Here is a 21,545-nt window from a genome sequence, read left to right as displayed (position 1 = left end):
AGCTTATGCAACACTGATCTGCCCCTTCTTCAGCGCATCCATGACCGCGGCTTTCGGGCCGTCGGCGACTATCTGTCCGCGATCGATCACGATCAGTCGGTCCACCAGCGACAGCAGCGAGGCGCGGTGCGTGACCAACAGCACCGTCTTGCCCTCCACCACGGCTTGCAGGCGCTGTTTGAGGCGTTCTTCGCCCGTGTTGTCCATGGCGCTGGTCGGCTCATCCAGCAGCAGGAGCTGCGGGTTGAGCAGCAGCGCACGCCCCAGGGCAACGTTCTGCCGCTGGCCACCGGACAGGTTCTGCCCGCGCTCCCCCACTTGCAGCTCGTAGCCGTCCGGGTGCAGGCGGGCGAATTCATGCACGCCTGCCAGCTCGGCAGCTTGCAGGATAAGCTCGTCCTCGATGTAGCGGGCACCGCTGACCAGGTTGTCGCGCAGCGTGCCAGCCAGCAGCTGGATGTCCTGCGGTACATAGCCGATGTTGTGGCGCAGTTCGCTGACGTCGATCTGGCGAATGTCTACACCATCGACCAGCAGCGAGCCGCCATTGGCCTCGTACAGGCCAACGATGAGCTTGGCCAGCGAGCTCTTGCCCGAGCCGCTGCGGCCAATGATGCCGACCTTCTCGCCGGGGCGGATGGTCAGGTTGATATTCTTCAGGGCCAGGTTCTGCTGGTTGGGATAGGTGAAATCGACCCCGCGGAACTCGACGCTACCCTGCAGCACCTTACGACTCAGCGGGCGCTCTTCGAAGTTACGCTCTTGCGGTAGCTCCATCATGTGGTCGGTGGAAACCATGGTCACCTTGGCCTGCTGGTAGCGGGCGAGCAGGCCGTTCAGCTGGCCCAGTGGGCCGAGCGCGCGGCCGCTGAGCATGTAGCAGGCCACCAGGCCACCCATGCTCAGGTTGCCATCGATGATCAGGTACACGCCGACGCAGATCATCGCCACGCCCGCCAGTTGCTGGATCAGCAGGGTGATGTTCATCGCCAGGCTAGACAGCACCTTCACCCTCAGCTCCAGGCGGCTGAGCGTACCGAGGGTCTGCTCCCACATGTACTGGCGTTCGCTTTCGGCGTTGTTGACCTTCACCGCGTCCAGGCCGGCCAGGGTCTCGATCAGGCTGGATTGGCGCTCCGAGGCCAGAGCCATCGTCCGTTCCATGGTCGCCATCAGGGGCCGCTGCAGGGCGTAGCCGATGCCCAAGGCCAGTGGGAAGGCGATGACCGGGATCCATACAAGGTGCCCGCCAATGATGGCGATGACGACCAGGATCAGGATGGTGAAAGGCAGGTCGATCAGGCTGGTAAGCGTCAGCGACGCGAGGAAGTCGCGCAGGCCCTGGAACTCGTGAATGTTCTGGGCAAAGCTGCCCACCCGTGCCGGCCGGTACTTCATCGACATGCCGACGATGCGTTCGAACAGCGTTGCTGAAATGATCAGGTCGGTTTTCTTGCCAGCAAGGTCCAGGCACAGGCCGCGCAGACCTTTGAGGATCAGATCGAAAATGTAGGCGCCGGCGATGCCGACGGCCAGCACCCAAAGTGTCGACGTAGCCTGGTTAGGTACCACGCGGTCATACACGTTCATCACGAACAACGGCGCGGCCAAGGCAATCAGGTTGATCACCAGGCTGGCGGCAATGGCATCGATATAAAGCCATTTGCTGCGCAGCAGCGTGTCGCGGAACCACGACTTCGCCCGTGGGATCAGGTTGCCGTGGTTGACGTCGAACTTGTGTTGCGGCTGGGCAAAGAACACCCGGCCGCTGTAGTCGCTTTGCAGGGCTTCGCGGCTGACATGCACCTCGCCACCGTCGCTCTCGCTGAGCAGCAGGCGTGCGGTATCTTCATTTTCCCAGCCCAGCAGGACGGCGCTGCGGCCTTCCTTGAGCAGCAACATGGCCGGCATGGCGATGCTCGGGATCTGCTCCAGCTTGCGTTGCAGCAGGCGCCCTTGCAGGCCCGCCCGGGCGGCGGCGCGCGGCAGCAGCTCGGGGCTCAGGCGCTGGGCGGGCAGCGGCAGGCCCGTGGTCAGCATGACCCGGCTGGCGGGTTTCTGGTGCAGGACACACAGGCTCAGCAGACTATCCAGCAAGGGATCGTCATGCTGACTGCGTGGATCGTGGCTGAGTTGGACTCGACTGACTTCAGATTCCACGCGGCGCTCTCTTCATCCTTGTGGTGGGTGGGGTGGGTGTGCCGCCGTTCAGGTCTATCGGCTCACCCTGACGTTCAATTGTGCTGCAAAGCAGCTGCCAATGGTCGCCTTGAATCGACACTGAGTAAACAATTCTACGTTGTTATTGCTACGGCATAGACGCAGCCATGCGGTGACTGTTTCATTTCTGATCCTGTTGGGGATCCGTTTCATGTGCAGCATAGCCTGCCATCCAGGCAACGCCGTTTGGGTGAATGATCGGCTCGCGGGCTTGTCAGTAAACAGGCGCTGATTTGTTGACGTTTTAAAGCGGGCAGATCATTAAAATTCATCGCGCGAAGAGCCTTTGCACATTGAACCGTAGTTCTGTAATCACCGATGGTTTGCCATCATTCCCATGCCCAGTATTCGCGTGCGGGTTCGCTATCTGTTTGATCTGCGGTAAATCGTTTGTTGGTGGCCGCAATCAATAGCAGGCTTTGGTTTGCAATGGCATGAGTGCGGCCCTGATTCTGCCTGGGTTTCAGACCCTTTTCCGGGTGACTTCAGGCAAGGTTTGTGCTTGTAAACGCGCACGGGCCTAGGGCAGCGGAAGTGACCAGAATGTTGACGCCAACGACCTTGACGGTAGCCGATGGACGGTGCTTCTAAAGTGTGTAATGACATCTGCCCGTATGTGGAAAAGGCTCCTGAACTTAACGGCCAGCGCATTTTTGATGATGTACGACATTGGTCCTCGGCAAACGGTTGGCTAAGGTACAAATATCAATGTGACATTACATTGCCGATTGTTTAGGATGGCCTGTATAAGGTCAATACTTTGGCAGTGTTGCGGTTTCAAAAAGTTATAGACGGAATGTTGACGCAAGAAAGCGTCAAGAGATCATCGACATAAGTTCCGCCTGAAGTGGCTTGCAGTGCCGCTCTGGCAGGGAAGTACCCATCGGGTCACACGGAGAGTCCAATGAGCAGCGTTGTAGCCATCGTCAAAAGCATTGTCGGCCAGGTTATTGCGGTATCCCCAGAGGGCATTCGTCGTGTGCTCATCGAGGGGGACCGCCTGTTGGCAGGTGAGGAAGTGCTCACTGGCCCGGGCGGTGCGGTGACTCTGGAGCTGGCCGATGGCCGTCTGCTTGACCTGGGCCGTGACAGCCAGTGGAGCGCCGATACGCCCGACAGCAGCACCGACCTGAGCCAGGCGACCGCACAGGCCGCGCCGTCGGTGGAAGAGCTGCAGCAGGCGATCGCTGCGGGTGTCGACCCGACTACCGAGCTTGAAGCTACCGCAGCCGGTCCGTCGGCCGCAGGCGGTGGTGGCGCGCTGGGGGGTGGTCACAGCTTCGTGATGCTCGAAGAAACGGCGGGCCGGGTTGACCCCACCGTTGGATTCCCCACTGAAGGGCTGGGCTTTGCAGCCACGCTGGACAGTGAAGAAGTCGGCCTGCTGGGTGACACCAACAACAACCTGGTGACCACGCCGACGACGGACACCAACGTTGCTACCGACCTGATCCTTGGCGCCACTCCTTCCATCAGCGAAGCGGGTGGCGTAATCGTTTATACCGCCACGGTTGGACAGGCACCGACTACCAACCTGGTCATTACCCTATCCAATGGCGCCGTGATCGTCATTCCGGCCGGGCAGACCAGCGGTAGTGTCAATGTCGTGGTCCCGGCGAACGATACACCGTATATCGACGGTGGGCAGATCTCGGCGACTGTGACCGGTGCCACCGGTGGCAGCGGTTTGACGGTGACATTGCCGCAAACGCCGGCGGTTACCCAAGTGACCGATACCATCGATACGACCACTGCGACACTGACTGCTTCGCCAAGCGTTACTGAAGGCGGCGTCATCACTTACACCGTGACCCTGAGCAACCCTGCTCAGACGCCGGTAACCGTGACCCTGTCCAATGGGCAGGTCATTACCATCGAGGCCGGCAAGACCCAGGGCAGCGTTGATTTCCAGACCCCGGCGAACGACGTCTACAACAACGGTTCGACTGTCAGACCACGATCAATGACTCGGTCGACACCACCACCGCGACCCTGACTGCGAGCCCGTCGGTCACCGAAGGCGGCGTGATCACCTATACCGTGACCCTGAGCAACCCTGCCCAGACTCCGGTGACCGTGACCCTGTCCAACGGCCAGACCATTACCGTTGAAGCCGGTAAGACCCAGGGCAGCGTTGATTTCCAGACCCCGGCGAACGACGTCTACAACAACGGTTCGACCGTCAGCGTTACCATCGAAAACGCCACTGGCGGCAACTTCGAGCAGCTGACGCCGAACCCGACCCCGGCTCAGACCACGATCAATGACTCGGTCGACACCACCACCGCGACCCTGACTGCGAGCCCGTCGGTCACCGAAGGCGGCGTGATCACCTATACCGTGACCCTGAGTAACCCTGCCCAGACCCCGGTGACCGTGACCCTGTCCAACGGCCAGACCATTACCGTTGAGGCCGGCAAGACCCAGGGCAGCGTTGATTTCCAGACGCCTGCGAACGACGTTTACAACAACGGCTCGACCGTCAGCGTCACCATCGAAAACGCCACTGGCGGCAACTTCGAGCAACTGACCCCGAACCCGACCCCGGCTCAGACCACGATCAACGATTCGGTCGACACCACCACCGCGACCCTGACTGCGAGCCCGTCGGTGACCGAAGGCGGCGTGATCACCTACACCGTGACCCTGAGCAACCCTGCTCAGACGCCGGTAACCGTGACCCTGTCCAACGGCCAGACCATTACCGTTGAGGCCGGCAAGACCCAGGGCAGCGTTGATTTCCAGACCCCGGCGAACGACGTCTACAACAACGGTTCGACTGTCAGCGTCACCATCGAGAACGCCACTGGTGGCAACTTCGAGCAGTTGACCCCGAACCCGACCCCGGCTCAGACCACGATCAACGATTCGGTCGACACCACCACCGCGACCCTGACTGCGAGCCCGTCGGTGACCGAAGGCGGCGTGATCACCTACACCGTGACCCTGAGCAACCCTGCTCAGACGCCGGTAACCGTGACCCTGTCCAACGGCCAGACCATCACCGTTGAGGCCGGCAAGACCCAGGGCAGCGTTGATTTCCAGACGCCTGCGAACGACGTTTACAACAACGGCTCGACCGTCAGCGTCACCATCGAAAACGCCACTGGCGGCAACTTCGAACAACTGACGCCGAATCCGACTCCAGCTTCGACTGTCATCAATGACAGCATCGATACCGTCACCGTTAGCATCGTCAGCAATGGCAATGTGACCGAAGACCAGCAGCCTTCCTTCACTGTAAAAGTAAGCCAGGCGCTGGACCGTCCGTTGACCGTAACACTGTCGAACGGCGACATCGTGACCATCGAAGCGGGTAAAACCGAAGTCGAGTACAAGACCCCGGTCCAGGGTGATGACGTCTACAACGACGCAGGCTCCATTACCCTCGGCGTCACCGGCGCAACAGTTGCGGGTGCCACCTTCGAGAATCTGGCTTTGGGCGGTCCGGCTACTGTTGAAATTTCGGATACCATCAGTGAAGTGGTGGCCAAGCTGACCGCGACCCCTTCGGTCACCGAAGGCGGCGAGATCACCTACACCATCACCCTGACCAACAAAGATGGTCTGCCGATCAACAACCATGGCGCTCTGACCTTCACGCTGAGCGACGGTAAAACCGTCATCACCGTACCGGCCAACGGCACTACCGGTTCGATCACCGTGACTGCACCGGACAACGTCTACACCGGCAGTAATCCGCCTGTGGTGCAGTCGATCGCAACCGTTGCTGGCGCTGATGTCGGCAAGTTCGAGCAACTGACCCTGGATAAGACTCCGGTCAGCACCACCGTTACCGACGAGCCAGGTACTCCGGGCAACGAAGGCGACCTGGTCAAGGTCACCATCACGGCCGACCAGACCTCGGTGGCCGAGAACGTCAAACCGACGTTCACCGTGCACATCAACCAGCCGCTGGACCACGACTTGGTCGTGACCCTGAGCAACAACGCTCAAGTCACCATCAAGGCCGGCGAAACCAGCGCGCCGTACACCCACGATGCGCAGGGCGATGACGTCTATAAAGACTCGGGCGAAATCAGCCTGGGTATCAATTCGGCGGTGGACGCCACCGGTGCGACCTTCGAGAACCTGCAACTGGGCGGCAACGCCTCCGTTCAGGTCACCGACACCACCGATGAGGTGGTGGCCAAGCTGACCGCGACTCCTTCGGTCACCGAAGGCGGCGAGATCACCTACACCGTCACCCTGACCAACAAAGATGGTCTGCCGATCAACAACCATGGCGCTCTGACCTTCACGCTGAGCGACGGTAAAACCGTCATCACCGTACCGGCCAACGGCACTACCGGTTCGATCACCGTGACTGCACCGGACAACGTCTACACCGGCAGTAATCCGCCTGTGGTGCAGTCGATCGCAACCGTTGCTGGCGCTGATGTCGGCAAGTTCGAGCAACTGACCCTGGATAAGACTCCGGTCAGCACCACCGTTACCGACGAGCCAGGTACTCCGGGCAACGAAGGCGACCTGGTCAAGGTCACCATCACGGCCGACCAGACCTCGGTGGCCGAGAACGTCAAACCGACGTTCACCGTGCACATCAACCAGCCGCTGGACCACGACTTGGTCGTGACCCTGAGCAACAACGCTCAAGTCACCATCAAGGCCGGCGAAACCAGCGCGCCGTACACCCACGATGCGCAGGGCGATGACGTCTACAACGACGCCGGCAGCATCAGCCTGGGTATCAATTCGGCGGTGGACGCCACCGGTGCGACCTTCGAGAACCTGCAACTGGGCGGTGCGGCTACCGTCCAAGTCACTGACACCACTGATGAAGTGGTGGCCAAGCTGACCGCGACCCCTTCGGTCACCGAAGGCGGCGAGATCACCTACACCATCACGCTGACCAACAAAGATGGTCTGCCGATCAATAACCACTCGGCACTGACCTTCACGCTGAGCGACGGTAAAACCGTCATCACCGTGCCGGCCAACGGCACTACCGGTTCGATCACCGTCACCGCGCCGGACAATGTCTACACCGGCAGCAATCCGCCTGTGGTGCAGTCGATCGCAACCGTTGCTGGCGCTGATGTCGGCAAGTTCGAGCAACTGACCCTGGATAAGACTCCGGTCAGCACCACCGTTACCGACGAGCCAGGTACCCCGGGCAACGAAGGCGACTTGGTCAAGGTCACCATCACTGCCGACCAGACTTCGGTAGCCGAGAACGTCAAACCGACGTTCACCGTACACATCAACACTGCACTGGCCCACGACCTGGTCGTGACCCTGAGCAACAACGCGCAGGTCACCATCAAGGCCGGCGAGACCAGTGCGCCGTACGAGCACGCAGCACAGGGTGACGACGTCTATCTGGACAGCGGTGAAATCAGCCTCGGCATCAAGACGGCTGTGGACGCCACCGGTGCTACCTTCGAGAACCTTGAGTTGGGCGGTGCGGCTACCGTTCAAGTGACCGACACCGTCGACGAAGTTGTGGCCAAATTGACCGCAAGCCAGTCGGTCACCGAAGGCGGTGAGATTACCTACACGATCACGCTGACCAACAAAGACGGCCTGCCGATCAACAACCACGCAGAGCTGTACTTCAAACTGACCGATGGCACCACGGTCATCGTGCCCGCGAACAGCACCACCGGCTCGGCCACTGCAACCGCGCCGGATAACGTCTATGTCGGTGCTAACGAGCCGGTGGTCAATGCCATCGACGCCGTCAGCGGCGCGGATGCGTGGAAGTTCGAAAACCTGAACCTGGACAAGACGCCGGTCAGCACCGAGGTTACCGACGAGCCAGGTACCCCGGGCAACGAAGGCGACATCGTCAAGGTCACCATCACCGCCGACCAGACTTCGGTGGCCGAGAACGTCAAACCGACGTTCACCGTACACATCAACACTGCACTGGCCCACGACCTGGTCGTGACTCTGAGCAACAACGCTCAGGTCACCATCAAGGCCGGCCAGACCAGCGCGCCATACGAGCACGCGGCACAGGGCGATGACGTCTACAAAGACGCCGGTGAAATCAGCGTTGGCATCAAGTCCGCTGTGGACGTTGACGGCCGTACCTTCGAGAACCTGGAGCTGGGCGGCGCTGCGAAGGCATCAAGTCCGCTGTGGACGTTGACGGCCGTACCTTCGAGAACCTGGAGCTGGGCGGCGCTGCGAAAGTGGATGTCACCGACACCACCGACGAAGTCGTGGCCAAGCTGACCGCGACCCCTTCGGTTACCGAAGGCGGCGAGATCACTTACACCATCACGCTGACCAACAAAGACGGCCTGCCGATCAACAACCACGGCGCCCTGACCTTCACGCTGAGCGACGGCAAAACCGTCATCACCGTGCCGGCCAATGGCACTACTGGTTCGATCACCGTGACTGCCCCGGACAACGTCTACGTCGGCACCAACCCAGCGGTGGTTAACTCCATCGCGACCGTTGCAGGCGCTGACGTTGGCAAGTTCGAGAAGCTGACCCTGGACAAGACGCCGGTCAGCACTACCGTCACCGACGAGCCAGGTACTCCAGGCAACCCAGGCGGTAACAACGAAGGCGATCTGGTCAAGGTCACCATCACCGCCGACCAGCCTTCGGTGGCCGAGAACGTCAAACCAACCTTCACAGTGCACATCAACCAGCCGCTGGACCACGACCTGGTCGTGACCCTGAGCAACAACGCTCAGGTCACCATCAAGGCCGGCGACACCAGCGCCCCGTACGAGCACGCTGCACAGGGCGATGACGTTTACAACGACGCTGGCCAGATCAGCGTGGGCATCAAGTCCGCTGTGGACGTTGACGGCCGTACCTTCGAGAACCTGGAGCTGGGCGGCGCTGCGAAAGTGGATGTCACCGACACCACCGACGAAGTCGTGGCCAAGCTGACCGCCACCCCTTCGGTCACCGAAGGCGGCGAGATCACCTACACCATCACGCTGACCAACAAAGATGGTCTGCCGATCAACAACCACTCGGCCCTGACCTTCACGCTGAGCGACGGCAAGACCGTCATCACCGTACCGGCCAATGGCACTACTGGTTCGATCACTGTGACTGCCCCGGACAACGTCTACGTCGGCACCAACCCAGCGGTGGTTAACTCCATCGCGACCGTTGCAGGCGCTGACGTCGGTAAGTTCGAGAAGCTGACCCTGGACAAGACGCCGGTCAGCACCACCGTCACCGACGAGCCAGGTACTCCAGGCAACCCAGGCGGTAACAACGAAGGCGATCTGGTCAAGGTCACCATCACCGCCGACCAGCCTTCGGTGGCCGAGAACGTCAAACCGACCTTCACCGTGCACATCAACCAGCCGCTGGACCACGATTTGGTCGTGACCCTGAGCAACAACGCGCAGGTCACCATCAAGGCCGGCGACACCAGCGCGCCGTACACCCACGATGCGCAGGGCGATGACGTCTACAACGACGCCGGCAGCATCAGCCTGGGTATCAATTCGGCGGTGGACGCCACCGGTGCGACCTTCGAGAACCTGCAACTGGGCGGCAACGCCTCCGTTCAGGTCACCGACACCACCGATGAGGTGGTGGCCAAGCTGACCGCGACCCCTTCGGTCACCGAAGGCGGCGAGATCACCTACACCATCACGCTGACCAACAAAGACGGCCTGCCGATCAACAACCACTCGGCACTGACCTTCACGCTGAGCGACGGTAAAACCGTCATCACCGTGCCGGCCAATGGCACTACCGGTTCGATCACCGTCACTGCGCCGGACAACGTCTACGCCGGTGCCAACGATCCAGTGATCAAGTCGATCGCTTCGGTGGACGGCGCTGATGTCGGCAAGTTCGAGCAACTGACCCTGGATAAGACGCCGGTCAGCACCACCGTTACCGACGAGCCAGGTACTCCGGGCAACGAAGGCGATCTGGTGCTGGTCACTATCACCGCCGACCAGCCTTCGGTGGCCGAGAACGTCAAACCAACCTTCACCGTACACATCAACCAGCCGCTGGACCACGACCTGGTCGTGACCCTGAGCAACAACGCGCAGGTCACCATCAAGGCCGGCGACACCAGCGCGCCGTACACCCACGATGCGCAGGGCGATGACGTCTATAAAGACTCGGGCGAAATCAGCCTGGGTATCAATTCGGCGGTGGACGCCACCGGTGCGACCTTCGAGAACCTGCAACTGGGCGGTGCGGCTACCGTCCAAGTCACTGACACCACTGATGAAGTGGTGGCCAAGCTGACCGCGACCCCTTCGGTCACCGAAGGCGGCGAGATCACCTACACCATCACGCTGACCAACAAAGACGGCCTGCCGATCAACAACCACGGCGCCCTGACCTTCACGCTGAGCGACGGCAAAACCGTCATCACCGTGCCGGCCAACGGCACCGTGGGCACCACCACCGTGACTGCGCCGGACAACGTCTACACCGGTACCAACGACTCGATCGTGAAATCGATCGCCTCGGTCAGCGGCACCGACGTCGGCAAGTTCGAGCAACTGACCCTGGACAAGGTGCCGGTGACCACCACCGTCACCGACGAACCAGGCTCGGGCACCCCGGGCACTGGCAACGAAGGCGATCTGGTCAAGGTCACCATCACCGCCGACCAGCCTTCGGTGGCCGAGAACGTCAAACCGACCTTCACAGTGCACATCAACCAGCCGCTGGACCACGACCTGGTCGTGACCCTGAGCAACAACGCTCAGGTCACCATCAAGGCCGGCGACACCAGCGCCCCGTACGAGCACGCTGCACAGGGCGATGACGTTTACAACGACGCTGGCCAGATCAGCGTGGGCATCAAGTCCGCTGTGGACGTTGACGGCCGTACCTTCGAGAACCTGGAGCTGGGCGGCGCTGCGAAAGTGGATGTCACCGACACCACCGACGAAGTCGTGGCCAAGCTGACCGCGACCCCTTCGGTTACCGAAGGCGGCGTGATCACCTACACCGTGACCCTGACCAACAAAGACGGCCTGCCAATCGACAAGCACGGTGCGCTGACCTTTACCCTGGACGATGGCAAAACCACCATCACCATCCCGGCTAACGGTACAACCGGCACCGCTACGGTCACTGCTCCGGACAACGTCTACACCGGCACCAACGCTCCGGTAGTGAAGGCTATCCAGTCGGTCACGGGTGCTGATGTCGGCAAGTTCGAGCAACTGATCCTCGACAAGACCCCGGTCAGCACCGCCGTCACCGACGAGCCAGGTTCGGGCACTCCAGGCACCGGTAACCAGGGCGACCTGGTGCTGGTCACTATCACGGCCGACCAGACCTCGGTCGCCGAGAACGTGAAGCCGACCTTCACCGTGCACATCAACACGGCGCTGGCCAACGACCTGGTCGTGACCCTGAGCAACAATGCCCAGGTCACCATCAAGGCTGGCCAGACCAGCGCGCCATACGAGCACGCTGCGCAGGGCGACGACGTCTACAAAGACGGCGGTGAAATCAGCCTGGGCATCAAGTCGGCTGCCGACATCGGCAACCGTCCGTTCGAGAACCTGCAGCTGGGCGATGCGGCGAAAGTCACCGTCACCGACACCACCGACGAAGTCATCGCGAAACTGACTGCTACCCCGTCGGTCACTGAAGGCGGCGTGATCACTTACACCGTGACCCTGACCAACAAGGACGGCCTGCCGATCAACAACCACTCGGCCCTGACCTTCACGCTGAACGATGGCAAGACCACCATCACCGTGCCGGCCAACGGCACCGTGGGCACTACCACCGTCACCGCGCCGGACAACCCGTACGTGGGTGCCAACGACCCGGTTGTGAAGTCGATCGCTTCGGTCAGCGGCACGGACGTCGGCAAGTTCGAACAGCTGACTCTGGACAAGGCGCCGGTCACCACCACCGTGACCGACGAACCAGGTTCGGGCACACCGGGTACGGGCAACCAGGGCGACGTCACTACGGTCGGCATCACCGGTACCACTTCGCTGACTGAAGGCGAAACTGGCCAGTACACGCTGACCCTGAGCAATGCGTCCAAGTCCGAAGTCACCATCACGCTCAGCTACAGCGGCACCGCCAAGAACGGTGAGGACTTCTCTGGTGTCACCACCGTGAAGATCCCGGCCAACAGCACAGGCACGACGTTCAACATCGCTACCATCGACGACAAGCTGGTCGAAGGTACCGAGAACTTCACCGTGAAGATCGAGACCGCCACCGGTGGTACCTTCGAGAACCTGCAGGTTGACAGCACCAAGTCGAGCGTGACCACTGCCATCCTCGACAACGACCACCTGCCGGTTTCGCCCGGTGGCGCGGTGTTTGGTGTGGAAGACACTGACTACGTGTTTGCATGGAGTGATTTCAAAACCACCGATGCCGATGGCAACACTGGCTTGTCCGTAACCATTACCTCGCTCCCGGCCGCCGGCACCCTGCAGTTCTTCAACGGTACGGCATGGGTGAACGTGACGGTCAACCAGGTGATCAGCCAGGCCGACATCACTGCCAATAACCTGAAGTTTGTGCCGGCTCTCAACCAGTCGGGCGCGGACAACTATGGTGGCAACGGCGTAGGCAACCAGCAGGCCGACTACGCGCAGTTCAAGTTCAAACCGAACGACGGCACCAACCTGGGTAGCGAAGTGACCATGAAGGTCGACATCAGCCCGGTTGCCGACAAACCGACCCTGAGCTTCGGCAGCGCTGACATCGACTCCAAAGGCCTGACCAAGGAAGTCTGGAACACCCTGAAAAACCTGGGTACTGGTGGTAATGGCATTACCGGTGACGACCTGAAGACGGTCTTTGCCAACTCTGGCAGTGCCAACTCCAGCAGCACCATTACCAACGTGCAGTCCGATGGCAGCGTCACCGCTGGCACCGGTTCGAAGACCTCGGGCCTGATCTACCTGGAGGCAGGCAAGACCTATACCTTCAGCGGTACCGCTGACGACAGCTTCGTGCTCACGATCGGTGGCAACACTGTGGTCACGGCTACCTGGGGTGCTGGTGGCAAGATTTCGGGCACCTTTACCCCGACCACCAGCGGTTACTACCCGATCGAGGTCTACCATGCCAACCAGTCCGGTCCAGGCAGCTATGACCTGAACATCCAGGTAGGCTCGGGTACTGTCACCGACCTGAGCAGCTCGAACATCAAGATGTACCAGAACGTGACCGAGATGGCCAATGCTGGCCTTGGCGTATCCGATCTGCACACCGTGAATGGTCAGAGCTACTACGACGGCTACAAGCTCAACGAAGGGCCGGAAGGTGGCTCGGTGAAACTGGTCGGTATCTCCACCGCCCTGACCGATACCGACGGCTCGGAAACCTTGAACGTAACCCTCAGCGGCATTCCGAAAGGGACCGTGCTGAGCGATGGTGCTGGCCATACCGTAACGGTAGGCAGTAGCCCGGTTGATGTGACGGGCTGGAAACTCAGCAGCCTGACACTGACTCCGCCGGCCTACTACAAAGGCTCGTTCGACATCACGGTCACCTCGACTGCCACCGAAAGCCTGGGCGGCTCGGCCACCACTACCGGCAATATTCCGGTGACGGTGTATGCCGCAACCTACAAGGCCAGCGTGGGTACCTCGGGTAACGACACGATGACCGGCAGCGAAGGTAACGACATCGTCGTCGCTGACGTGGCGGGCCTGAACGTGGTTCAGGGCAAGAACTACAACATCGCCTTCATGGTCGACAGCTCGGGCAGTATGAGCGACAAGTCGATTGCCGACGCGAAGACGCAGCTGGCTTCGGTGTTCAATTCGCTCAAGGCCAGCCTGGGTTCCGACACCTCGGGTACCGTGAACATCTTCCTGGTCGACTTCGACACTCAGGTGAACAAGAACGTGGCGGTGAACCTTGCCGACCCGGATGCCCTGAGCAAGCTGCAGGCGGTACTGAACTCGATGGTGGGTGGCTACAACGGTGGCGGTACCAACTATGAAGACGCGTTCAAAACCACGTCCAACTTCTTCAACAGCACCATGGCCACCAGCAATAAAGGTGCAGAGAACCTGACCTACTTCATTACCGATGGTAATCCGACGTATTACCAGAGCGGGGAGAACACCAACCCTAGCCTGTGGAAGAATGGCAAGAACCTGGACGATGTGGTCAACGTCAACAACTACAAGATGGGCGATACCTTCAGTGCCTGGGCCGACGCGACGCACAAGGTCGAGATCAGCAGCAGTGGCGTAGTCAAGGTGCTGACATACTCCGAGAACCGCTGGGGTACGCTGGTGCTTGACTCCACCAAGACGGTCGGCACCCTGCATGCACAGGGCGATGGCACCTACGAGTTCTCCAACCTGGGCGGTACTGGCTACGCAGAGTACTGGAACTATGTGGACTCGGCGGCAGGCTCCACCGCGAGTTTCGCTGTGCTGGGTGGCACCAGCGGCTTGAGCAAAGTCCAGGCTATCGGCCTGAACAGCGATGTCACGCTGAACGACTTGAAGCCATACGACAGCGCCGGCAAGCCGCAGACCAACATCGACCCGTCCGACCTGGCGAAGGCGATTCTCGGTCACACCGAAGCAACGGTGCCAGGTGCCGACACCATTGATGGCGGCAACGGCAATGACATCATCTTCGGCGACTTGATCACCCTCAACGGTGTTGTCAGCGAGGGTTACCAGGCCATGCAGACTTACGTCGCGCAGAAGAGCGGTGTCGAGGTCAGCTCCGTTACCACCAGCAATGTCCACCAGTACATCACCGAGCACTACACCGAGTTCGATATCTCCGGTGCCAAAGACGGCAACGACATCCTGTCGGGCGGCAATGGCAACGATATCCTCTTCGGTCAGGGTGGTAACGACACGCTCGATGGCGGCAAAGGTAATGACATCCTGCTGGGCGGCACCGGCAATGACACCCTGATCGGTGGCCAGGGCAACGATATCCTGATCGGTGGCAGCGGTGCCGATACCTTCGTGTGGAAGGCGGGCGACATCGGTAACGACGTCATCAAGGACTTCAAGGTGGCCGAGGGCGACCGTATCGACCTGAAGGACCTGCTCCAGGGCGAGAAGGGCAGCACCATCGACAACTACCTGAAGCTCACCACGGTGGAAGGCACGACGACGCTGCAAGTCAGCAGCGAAGGCAAGCTGAACGCCGAAGGTGGTATCGCCAACGCTGACGTGACCATCAAGCTGGAAGGGGTGAACTGGTCCAACACCACGATCAACTCGTTGATCAGCGGTGCCGACCCAACCATCATCATCCACAACAAAGACAGCTGATAGACCACCGGGGCCGCTTAGCGGCCCCGGCTCTTTCCTGCCATCTGCCAACAGCGCATACTCTTGCGCCGGGCCTGCGTGCCTGGCGATCTTTGCCTATGCTGCTGTCTACCAACAAGGAACCAACGTGACGAGGGACACCGCCATGTTCTACGTGCAACGCGACGCCGCTGGCCAGTTGCTGCGGGTAGAAGCAGCCGCTTTTGACCAGTTCACCGAAATGCTCCCCGCCGACCATGCCGATGTTCAGGAATGGTTCGCCGATGACGTTGTGGAAAACAGCCTGAACCAGCTCAAGCAAAGCGACCTGGACATGATCCGCGTGCTTGAAGACCTTATCGATGTGCTGACCGCCAAGGGCCTGTTCAAAATCACTGACTTGCCCCCAGGCGCGCAGGCCAAGCTGCTCAACCGCTCCACGGCACGCAAGGCGCTCAGCAGCCTGAACAACCTCATCGACGAAGAAGAGCAGGGCGGGTTGATCTGATCGCAGGCCGCCCCGTCCTCAGTGCTATGGTTATGCGTTAAAGGTATTTAAAATATTGCTCTTATGACTTTATAGTCGCTTCCACTGCGTACCCGTCGACCAATCGATGCGCCGCACGACTTGAACCCACACGGGAAAACCCCGTGCGTTTCTGATCGTTGCGCGCCATTGAAGTCGCGCACTGCGTGGGAGTGAAAAATGTCAGCCGCCTTGAACGCCTTGTCGACCATCGACAGCGCCCAGCCGCAAGTTTTCGAAGTTCGCCCCTTCTCGGGTGCCGTCGGCGCCGAGATCATAGGCCTGGACCTGGCCAAACCGGTCAGCGCCGAAGATTTCACCCGTGTCCATCGCGCCCACCTCGACCACCATGTGCTGGTGTTCCGCGACCAGCGCATCAGCCCGGAACAGCAAATCGCCTTCAGCCGCCGCTTCGGTGAGTTGCAGATTCATGTGCTCAAGCAGTTCCTGCTGACTGGCCACCCCGAGATCCTGATCGTTTCCAACATCATCGAAAATGGCCAGAACATCGGCCTGGGTGATGCCGGCAAATTCTGGCACTCCGACCTGTCGTACAAGGAGCTGCCAAGCCTCGGTTCCATGCTGCATGCCCAGGAACTGCCCAGTGAAGGCGGTGACACCCTGTTCGCCGACATGCACAAAGCCTGGGATGCTGTACCTGACGTCCTGCGCAAAGTGGTCGAGGGACGCAGTGCCGCTCACTCCTACACCGCTCGTTACGCCGAGACCAAATTCGAAGGCAACTGGCGCCCGACCCTGACTGCCGAGCAACTGGCGCAGGTAAAGGAAGTCATTCACCCGGTGGTCCGCACTCACCCGGAAAACGGCCGCAAAGCCCTGTTCGTCAGTGAAGGCTTCACCACCCGCATTGTCGGCCTGCCAGACGACGAAAGCCGTGACGTGCTGCAGCAGCTGTATGCCCTTAGCGTGCTGGAGCAGAACATTTACCGCCACCAGTGGCAGCCCCATGACCTGGTGTTCTGGGATAACCGCTCACTGATCCACCTGGCCACCGGCTGCCCCGCGCACCTGCGGCGCAAGCTGTACCGCACCACCATCCAGGGCGATGCCCCGTTCTGACGACTGAGGAAATCATCATGCGCAAATCCATCAGCCGCCTGGCGGCAAGCATCGGCCTGGGCGCAAGCCTGGTCATCGGCAGCCTGACCGCCCCCGCCGTGGCCCAGGCCGAAGGCAAGATCCGCATTGCCGAACAATTCGGCATCGTCTACCTGCTGCTGAACGTGGTGCGTGACCAGCACCTGATTGAGAAACACGGCAAGGAGCAGGGCATCGACATCGAAGTCGACTGGGCGCAGCTGTCGGGTGGCTCGGCCATCAACGACGCACTGTTATCCGGTTCGGTGGACATCGCCGGCGCTGGCGTCGGGCCGCTGTTGACCGTCTGGGACCGCACCAAGGGCCGGCAGAATGTGAAGGCCGTGGCTTCGCTGGGCAACTTCCCGTACTACCTGGTCAGCAGCAACCCCAACGTGAAGACCATCGCCGATATCTCCGACAAAGACCGTATCGCCGTTCCGGCGGTGGGTGTTTCGGTGCAGTCGCGCTTCTTGCAATACGCCGCTGCTCAGCAGTGGGGCGACAAGGAATACAACCGCCTCGATAAATACACCCTGGCCGTGCCACACCCGGACGCCACCGCCGCGCTGCTGGCGGGCGGCACCGAGCTGAACGGGCACTTCTCCAACCCGCCGTTCCAGGACCAGGTGCTGGCCAACAAGGACGTGCACGTAGTGCTCAACAGCTACGACCTGCTCGGCCCCAACTCGCCGACCTTGCTGTTTGCTACCGAGAAGTTCCGCAAGGACAACCCCAAAACCTACAAGGCCTTCGTCGATGCTCTGGCCGAAGCCGCAGACTTCGCCCAGAAAGACAAAGCGGCTGCCGCCGACACCTATATCCGCGTAACCAAGGCCAAGATCGACCGCGACGCGCTGATCAAGCTGATCGACAACCCACAGTACGAATTCACCGTTACGCCCAAGAACACCTACAAGCTGGCCGATTTCCTCTTTCGGGTAGGCGCCATCAAGCACAAGCCGGAGTCGTGGAAGGACTACTTCTTCCAGGATGAACGCCCGCTGCAGGGGAGCTGACCGATCATGACCGCCCCATTGCCAGGCCACACGGCCAGCAACCTGAGCCGTGTCGCAACGCCGCCTTTGCTCAAGGTGGATAACCTCAGCCTCGAATACCGCACCGCGCAACGCGTGGTGCGGGCCACCCATCAGGTCAGCTTCGAAGTCGACCGCGCTGATCGTTTTGTACTGCTCGGTCCCTCCGGCTGTGGCAAGTCCACCCTGCTCAAAGCCGTGGCCGGTTTTATCCAGCCGCAAGAAGGGCAGATTCTGCTGCAGGGCCAGACAGTGCGTGGCCCAGGCCCCGACCGCATCGTGGTGTTTCAGGAGTTCGACCAGTTGCCGCCGTGGAAAACGGTGAAGCAGAACGTCATGTTTCCGCTGCTGGTATCTGGCCAGCTCAAGCGCGCAGAGGCGGAGGAGCGGGCGCTGCATTATCTGGAAAAGGTCGGTCTGGCCGCCTTTGCCGATGCTTATCCACACACGTTGTCCGGTGGTATGAAGGCACGTGTGGCAATTGCCCGGGCCTTGGCCACCCAGCCCAAGATCCTGTTGATGGATGAGCCGTTCGCCGCCCTGGATGCACTGACCCGGCGCAAGATGCAGGAAGAGCTGTTGCTGCTGTGGGAGGAGGTGCGGTTCACCCTGTTGTTCGTCACCCATTCCATCGAAGAAGCACTGGTGGTTGGCAACCGTATCCTGCTGTTGTCGCCGCACCCGGGGCGAGTGCGTGCCGAAGTGCACAGCCACCAATACAACCTGGGCAGCCTGGGTGGTAGCGACTTCCAGGCCAGTGCCCGGCGTATTCACCGTTTGCTGTTCGACGAGGCGGATACCCCTGAGCAGGCTGACGACCTTGGCTTCAACGATATCCGCATCGCCTACTGACAGGAGCTTCAGCCATGACCACTACACCTGTACGCCAGGAATACGAGGTGCAGCTGGAGCCGTTGCTCAGTGTGCCTTTGGAACGACAACTGCCGTTGGCCCAGCGCTTGTGGCAGCAAGGCTGGCTGCGCAAGGCGGTTATCCTGCTGGGAATCGCCATGCTGTGGGAGGCCGTAGCCCGTTATCAGGGTAACGACCTGCTGCTGCCAGGCTTCTTGCAAACCGCCGCCGCCCTGTGGGACGGCCTGGCCAGCGGTGAACTGCCCGCCAAAGTCGGGGTTTCGCTGGTGATACTGCTCAAGGGCTATGTGCTGGGTATCGTCCTGGCCTTTGGCCTGACCAGTCTGGCGGTTTCGACCCAGCTGGGGCGGGACCTGCTAGGTACGCTGACGTCGATGTTCAACCCGTTACCGGCCATTGCGCTGTTGCCACTGGCCTTGCTGTGGTTTGGGCTGGGCGACAACAGCCTGATTTTCGTGCTGGTGCATTCGGTGCTGTGGGCGTTGGCGCTCAATACCTACGCCGGCTTCCTTGGCGTGTCGGAAACGCTGCGCATGGCTGGCCGCAACTATGGCCTGAAAGGGCTGCGGCTGGTGTTGCACATCCTGGTGCCGGCGGCCTTGCCGTCGATCCTGTCGGGGCTGAAGATCGGCTGGGCGTTTGCCTGGCGTACCCTGATCGCTGCCGAACTGGTCTTCGGTGCCAGCAGCGGCAAGGGCGGGCTCGGCTGGTACATCTTCCAGAACCGCAACGAGCTGTATACCGACAAGGTGTTTGCCGGGTTGGCGGTGGTGATCTTGATCGGTTTGCTGGTGGAGGGGCTGGTCTTCAACACCCTGGAGCGGCTGACCGTGCGGCGCTGGGGGATGCAGCGCTAGGCCGTGAGCCTGTACTGGCCCTTTTGCCGGTGGCCCCGCGCAAGGGCCAGTACAGGCTACAGATTCTGGTACTGAGCAGCTGCATTGCTCAGAATCTTGCCAATCTCTCCCCGCAATTCTGCAGGCTGCTCCACCACCACCCCATCCCCATGGCTCAACAGCCACCAGCGCAATGGCCAGCCGTCACTCACCGTGGCCCGCTACCGATGCCCATGCTCCAGTGCCGTCAGCTGCATATCGTTGCTCAACGGTGCAACCCGCAACTGCCGCGCCAGTGCGTCGCTGATCCGCGCCACCAGCTCCACACCTTTACCCTGCGCCGGTTGCAACGCGTCCCCCCGCAGGTGCGTCAGCAAGTCGAAATTACCGCGCAATTCGCCCACCGCACTTGCCGACCAGTGCCAGCCGAACGGGATGCTCTTGTCATTGCGTTCTAGCGGAAATATCAGCGAAAGCTCGTTGAGGTCACGCTCGACCGTGCGTTTGCTGACCGTGAAGCCCACGTCACGCAGGCGCCACACCAACTCGGCGCTGGTTATGCCTGGGGAGCGGCTGGGCAGCTGGCGCAGCAGTGCCCACTGTCGGCTGAGGGTGGCGCGGGTGGTGGCGAACGGCAAAAGATAACGTCCTTGTCTAGGCTTGCCGCAATAGGATGGCGGCACGCGAGGGGCATGGCAATTGGCCACAGCCTGCTCAGATCAAGGAAGTCGCATTTGGTTGCCTGGTACCGAATCGTTCGCGACAGGTTTTGACGTGACGTCACGCAGAATCACGCCTCATCACAGCCGAAGGTTGGGGTTGTGCGTCGTTCAATGAGGATGAACATGTCTGCTGCCAGCAATATCCATTCGCTGCTTGCCCGCCTTCTGCCCGAGCGGGTCATAGCTCCACCGACCCCCGTCGGGAGGCGGCTACCCCTGTTCGCCGGCGTGGGCTTGCCCAGCCAGCGCTCATTGCTGGTCAACCGCCTGGATGAGGCCAGTGATCTGCAGGCGGTATACGTCGACCTGCGCCGTCAGGCATTGCAAGGCAGTGTGGCGGCCCTGAACGACCTCGGCTGGATCTGGCTCAACGGAAAGTACTGGCGCGCCGATACCGTGCTGGCCGGTCACCTGCTGCGCATGGCTGCTCTGCAGGGCAATGCCGCCGCCTGGTTCAATCTCGGGCAGCAGCATTATTTTGGCAAAGGCATCGACCCCTCCTACGTGCAGGCGGCGGAGTGCTACCGGCAGGCCTTCGAACGGGGCATGTTGCACGCGGCTGCAGCATTGGGTGACCTGTATGAGGAGGAAGTGTGCGATGGCGACCAGGATTGGCAGGTCGACTTGGTGCAGGCTTACCAGTGGTTCATGCGCGGGGCCGAGCGGGGTGAGGCACGCTGCCGTTTCGAGGTGGGTTACCGGTTGATGCACGGGCTGTATGTGGATGCCGACCTCAAGGCCGCGTTGTACTGGCTGGAGCTGGCGGCCGCGGCGGGGGTGGTACAGGCAGCCGAGGAGTTGGCGGTGCATTTCAGCAGCCGGGACGCGGTGCGCTACCAGGAGTGGCGGGACCGGGCGGTGCAGATGGGCAGCACACTGGCACTGACCATGAAGCTGGAGGACCAGATCCAGCCATAAGGCCGCGCAAAATCCCCGGCATGAACAACAATTCATTCATGCCCCCCGTCACCCCCTGTTGACGACAGGGGTAGGGCAAGGCGTATATTGATAGTTAGCAAACTATGAATATCCTTGGT

7 protein-coding genes and 2 pseudogenes are annotated in these 21,545 nt (G+C 60.9%); 7 read left to right on the top strand and 2 right to left on the bottom strand.

Going from position 1 to position 21,545, the window contains the following annotated elements:
- Positions 1–3: 3 nt before the first annotated feature.
- On the bottom strand, positions 4–2,160 hold the full coding sequence (locus D8767_RS28545) for a type I secretion system permease/ATPase (RefSeq protein WP_016714386.1): 2,157 nt from the start codon (positions 2,158–2,160) through the stop codon (positions 4–6).
- 964 nt (positions 2,161–3,124) lie between these two features.
- On the opposite strand from D8767_RS28545, the pseudogene D8767_RS29820 reads away from it, so the two are divergent.
- The 6 genes and pseudogenes from D8767_RS29820 to D8767_RS28510 form a co-directional block, all read left to right on the top strand.
- A pseudogene (locus tag D8767_RS29820) lies at positions 3,125–15,434 on the top strand (retention module-containing protein); the annotation flags it as partial.
- Positions 15,435–15,582: 148 nt separating this feature from the next.
- Positions 15,583–15,924, top strand: coding sequence for a hypothetical protein (locus tag D8767_RS28530; protein WP_016714389.1), 342 nt, complete (start codon positions 15,583–15,585; stop codon positions 15,922–15,924).
- A 198-nt stretch (positions 15,925–16,122) separates the two neighbouring features.
- Positions 16,123–17,022: a TauD/TfdA family dioxygenase gene (locus tag D8767_RS28525; protein ID WP_016714390.1), complete on the top strand. Its 900-nt coding sequence runs from the start codon at positions 16,123–16,125 to the stop codon at positions 17,020–17,022.
- Between the two features lie 17 nt (positions 17,023–17,039).
- On the top strand, positions 17,040–18,059 hold the full coding sequence (locus D8767_RS28520) for an ABC transporter substrate-binding protein (RefSeq protein WP_016714391.1): 1,020 nt from the start codon (positions 17,040–17,042) through the stop codon (positions 18,057–18,059).
- Between the two features lie 6 nt (positions 18,060–18,065).
- Positions 18,066–18,929, top strand: a complete 864-nt coding sequence (locus D8767_RS28515; RefSeq protein ID WP_016714392.1) for an ABC transporter ATP-binding protein — start codon at positions 18,066–18,068, stop codon at positions 18,927–18,929.
- Positions 18,930–18,943: 14 nt separating this feature from the next.
- A complete protein-coding gene (locus tag D8767_RS28510) occupies positions 18,944–19,807 on the top strand; it encodes an ABC transporter permease (protein ID WP_016714393.1) in 864 nt (287 codons plus the stop codon).
- Between the two features lie 56 nt (positions 19,808–19,863).
- On the opposite strand, the pseudogene D8767_RS28505 reads toward D8767_RS28510, so the two are convergent.
- Positions 19,864–20,424, bottom strand: a pseudogene (locus D8767_RS28505) (WYL domain-containing protein).
- A gap of 207 nt (positions 20,425–20,631) precedes the next feature.
- On the opposite strand from D8767_RS28505, the gene D8767_RS28500 reads away from it, so the two are divergent.
- The gene (locus D8767_RS28500; RefSeq protein WP_016714395.1) at positions 20,632–21,426 is read left to right on the top strand and encodes a tetratricopeptide repeat protein; all 795 of its coding nucleotides are present in this window, start codon (positions 20,632–20,634) and stop codon (positions 21,424–21,426) included.
- Positions 21,427–21,545 lie beyond the last annotated feature (119 nt).

It is taken from the genome of Pseudomonas sp. LTGT-11-2Z (assembly GCF_003691445.1).
Lineage (GTDB): Bacteria > Pseudomonadota > Gammaproteobacteria > Pseudomonadales > Pseudomonadaceae > Aquipseudomonas > Aquipseudomonas monteilii.
Note: the sequence above shows the minus strand (reverse complement) of the source record. Positions and strands in the feature narration are given on the sequence as shown.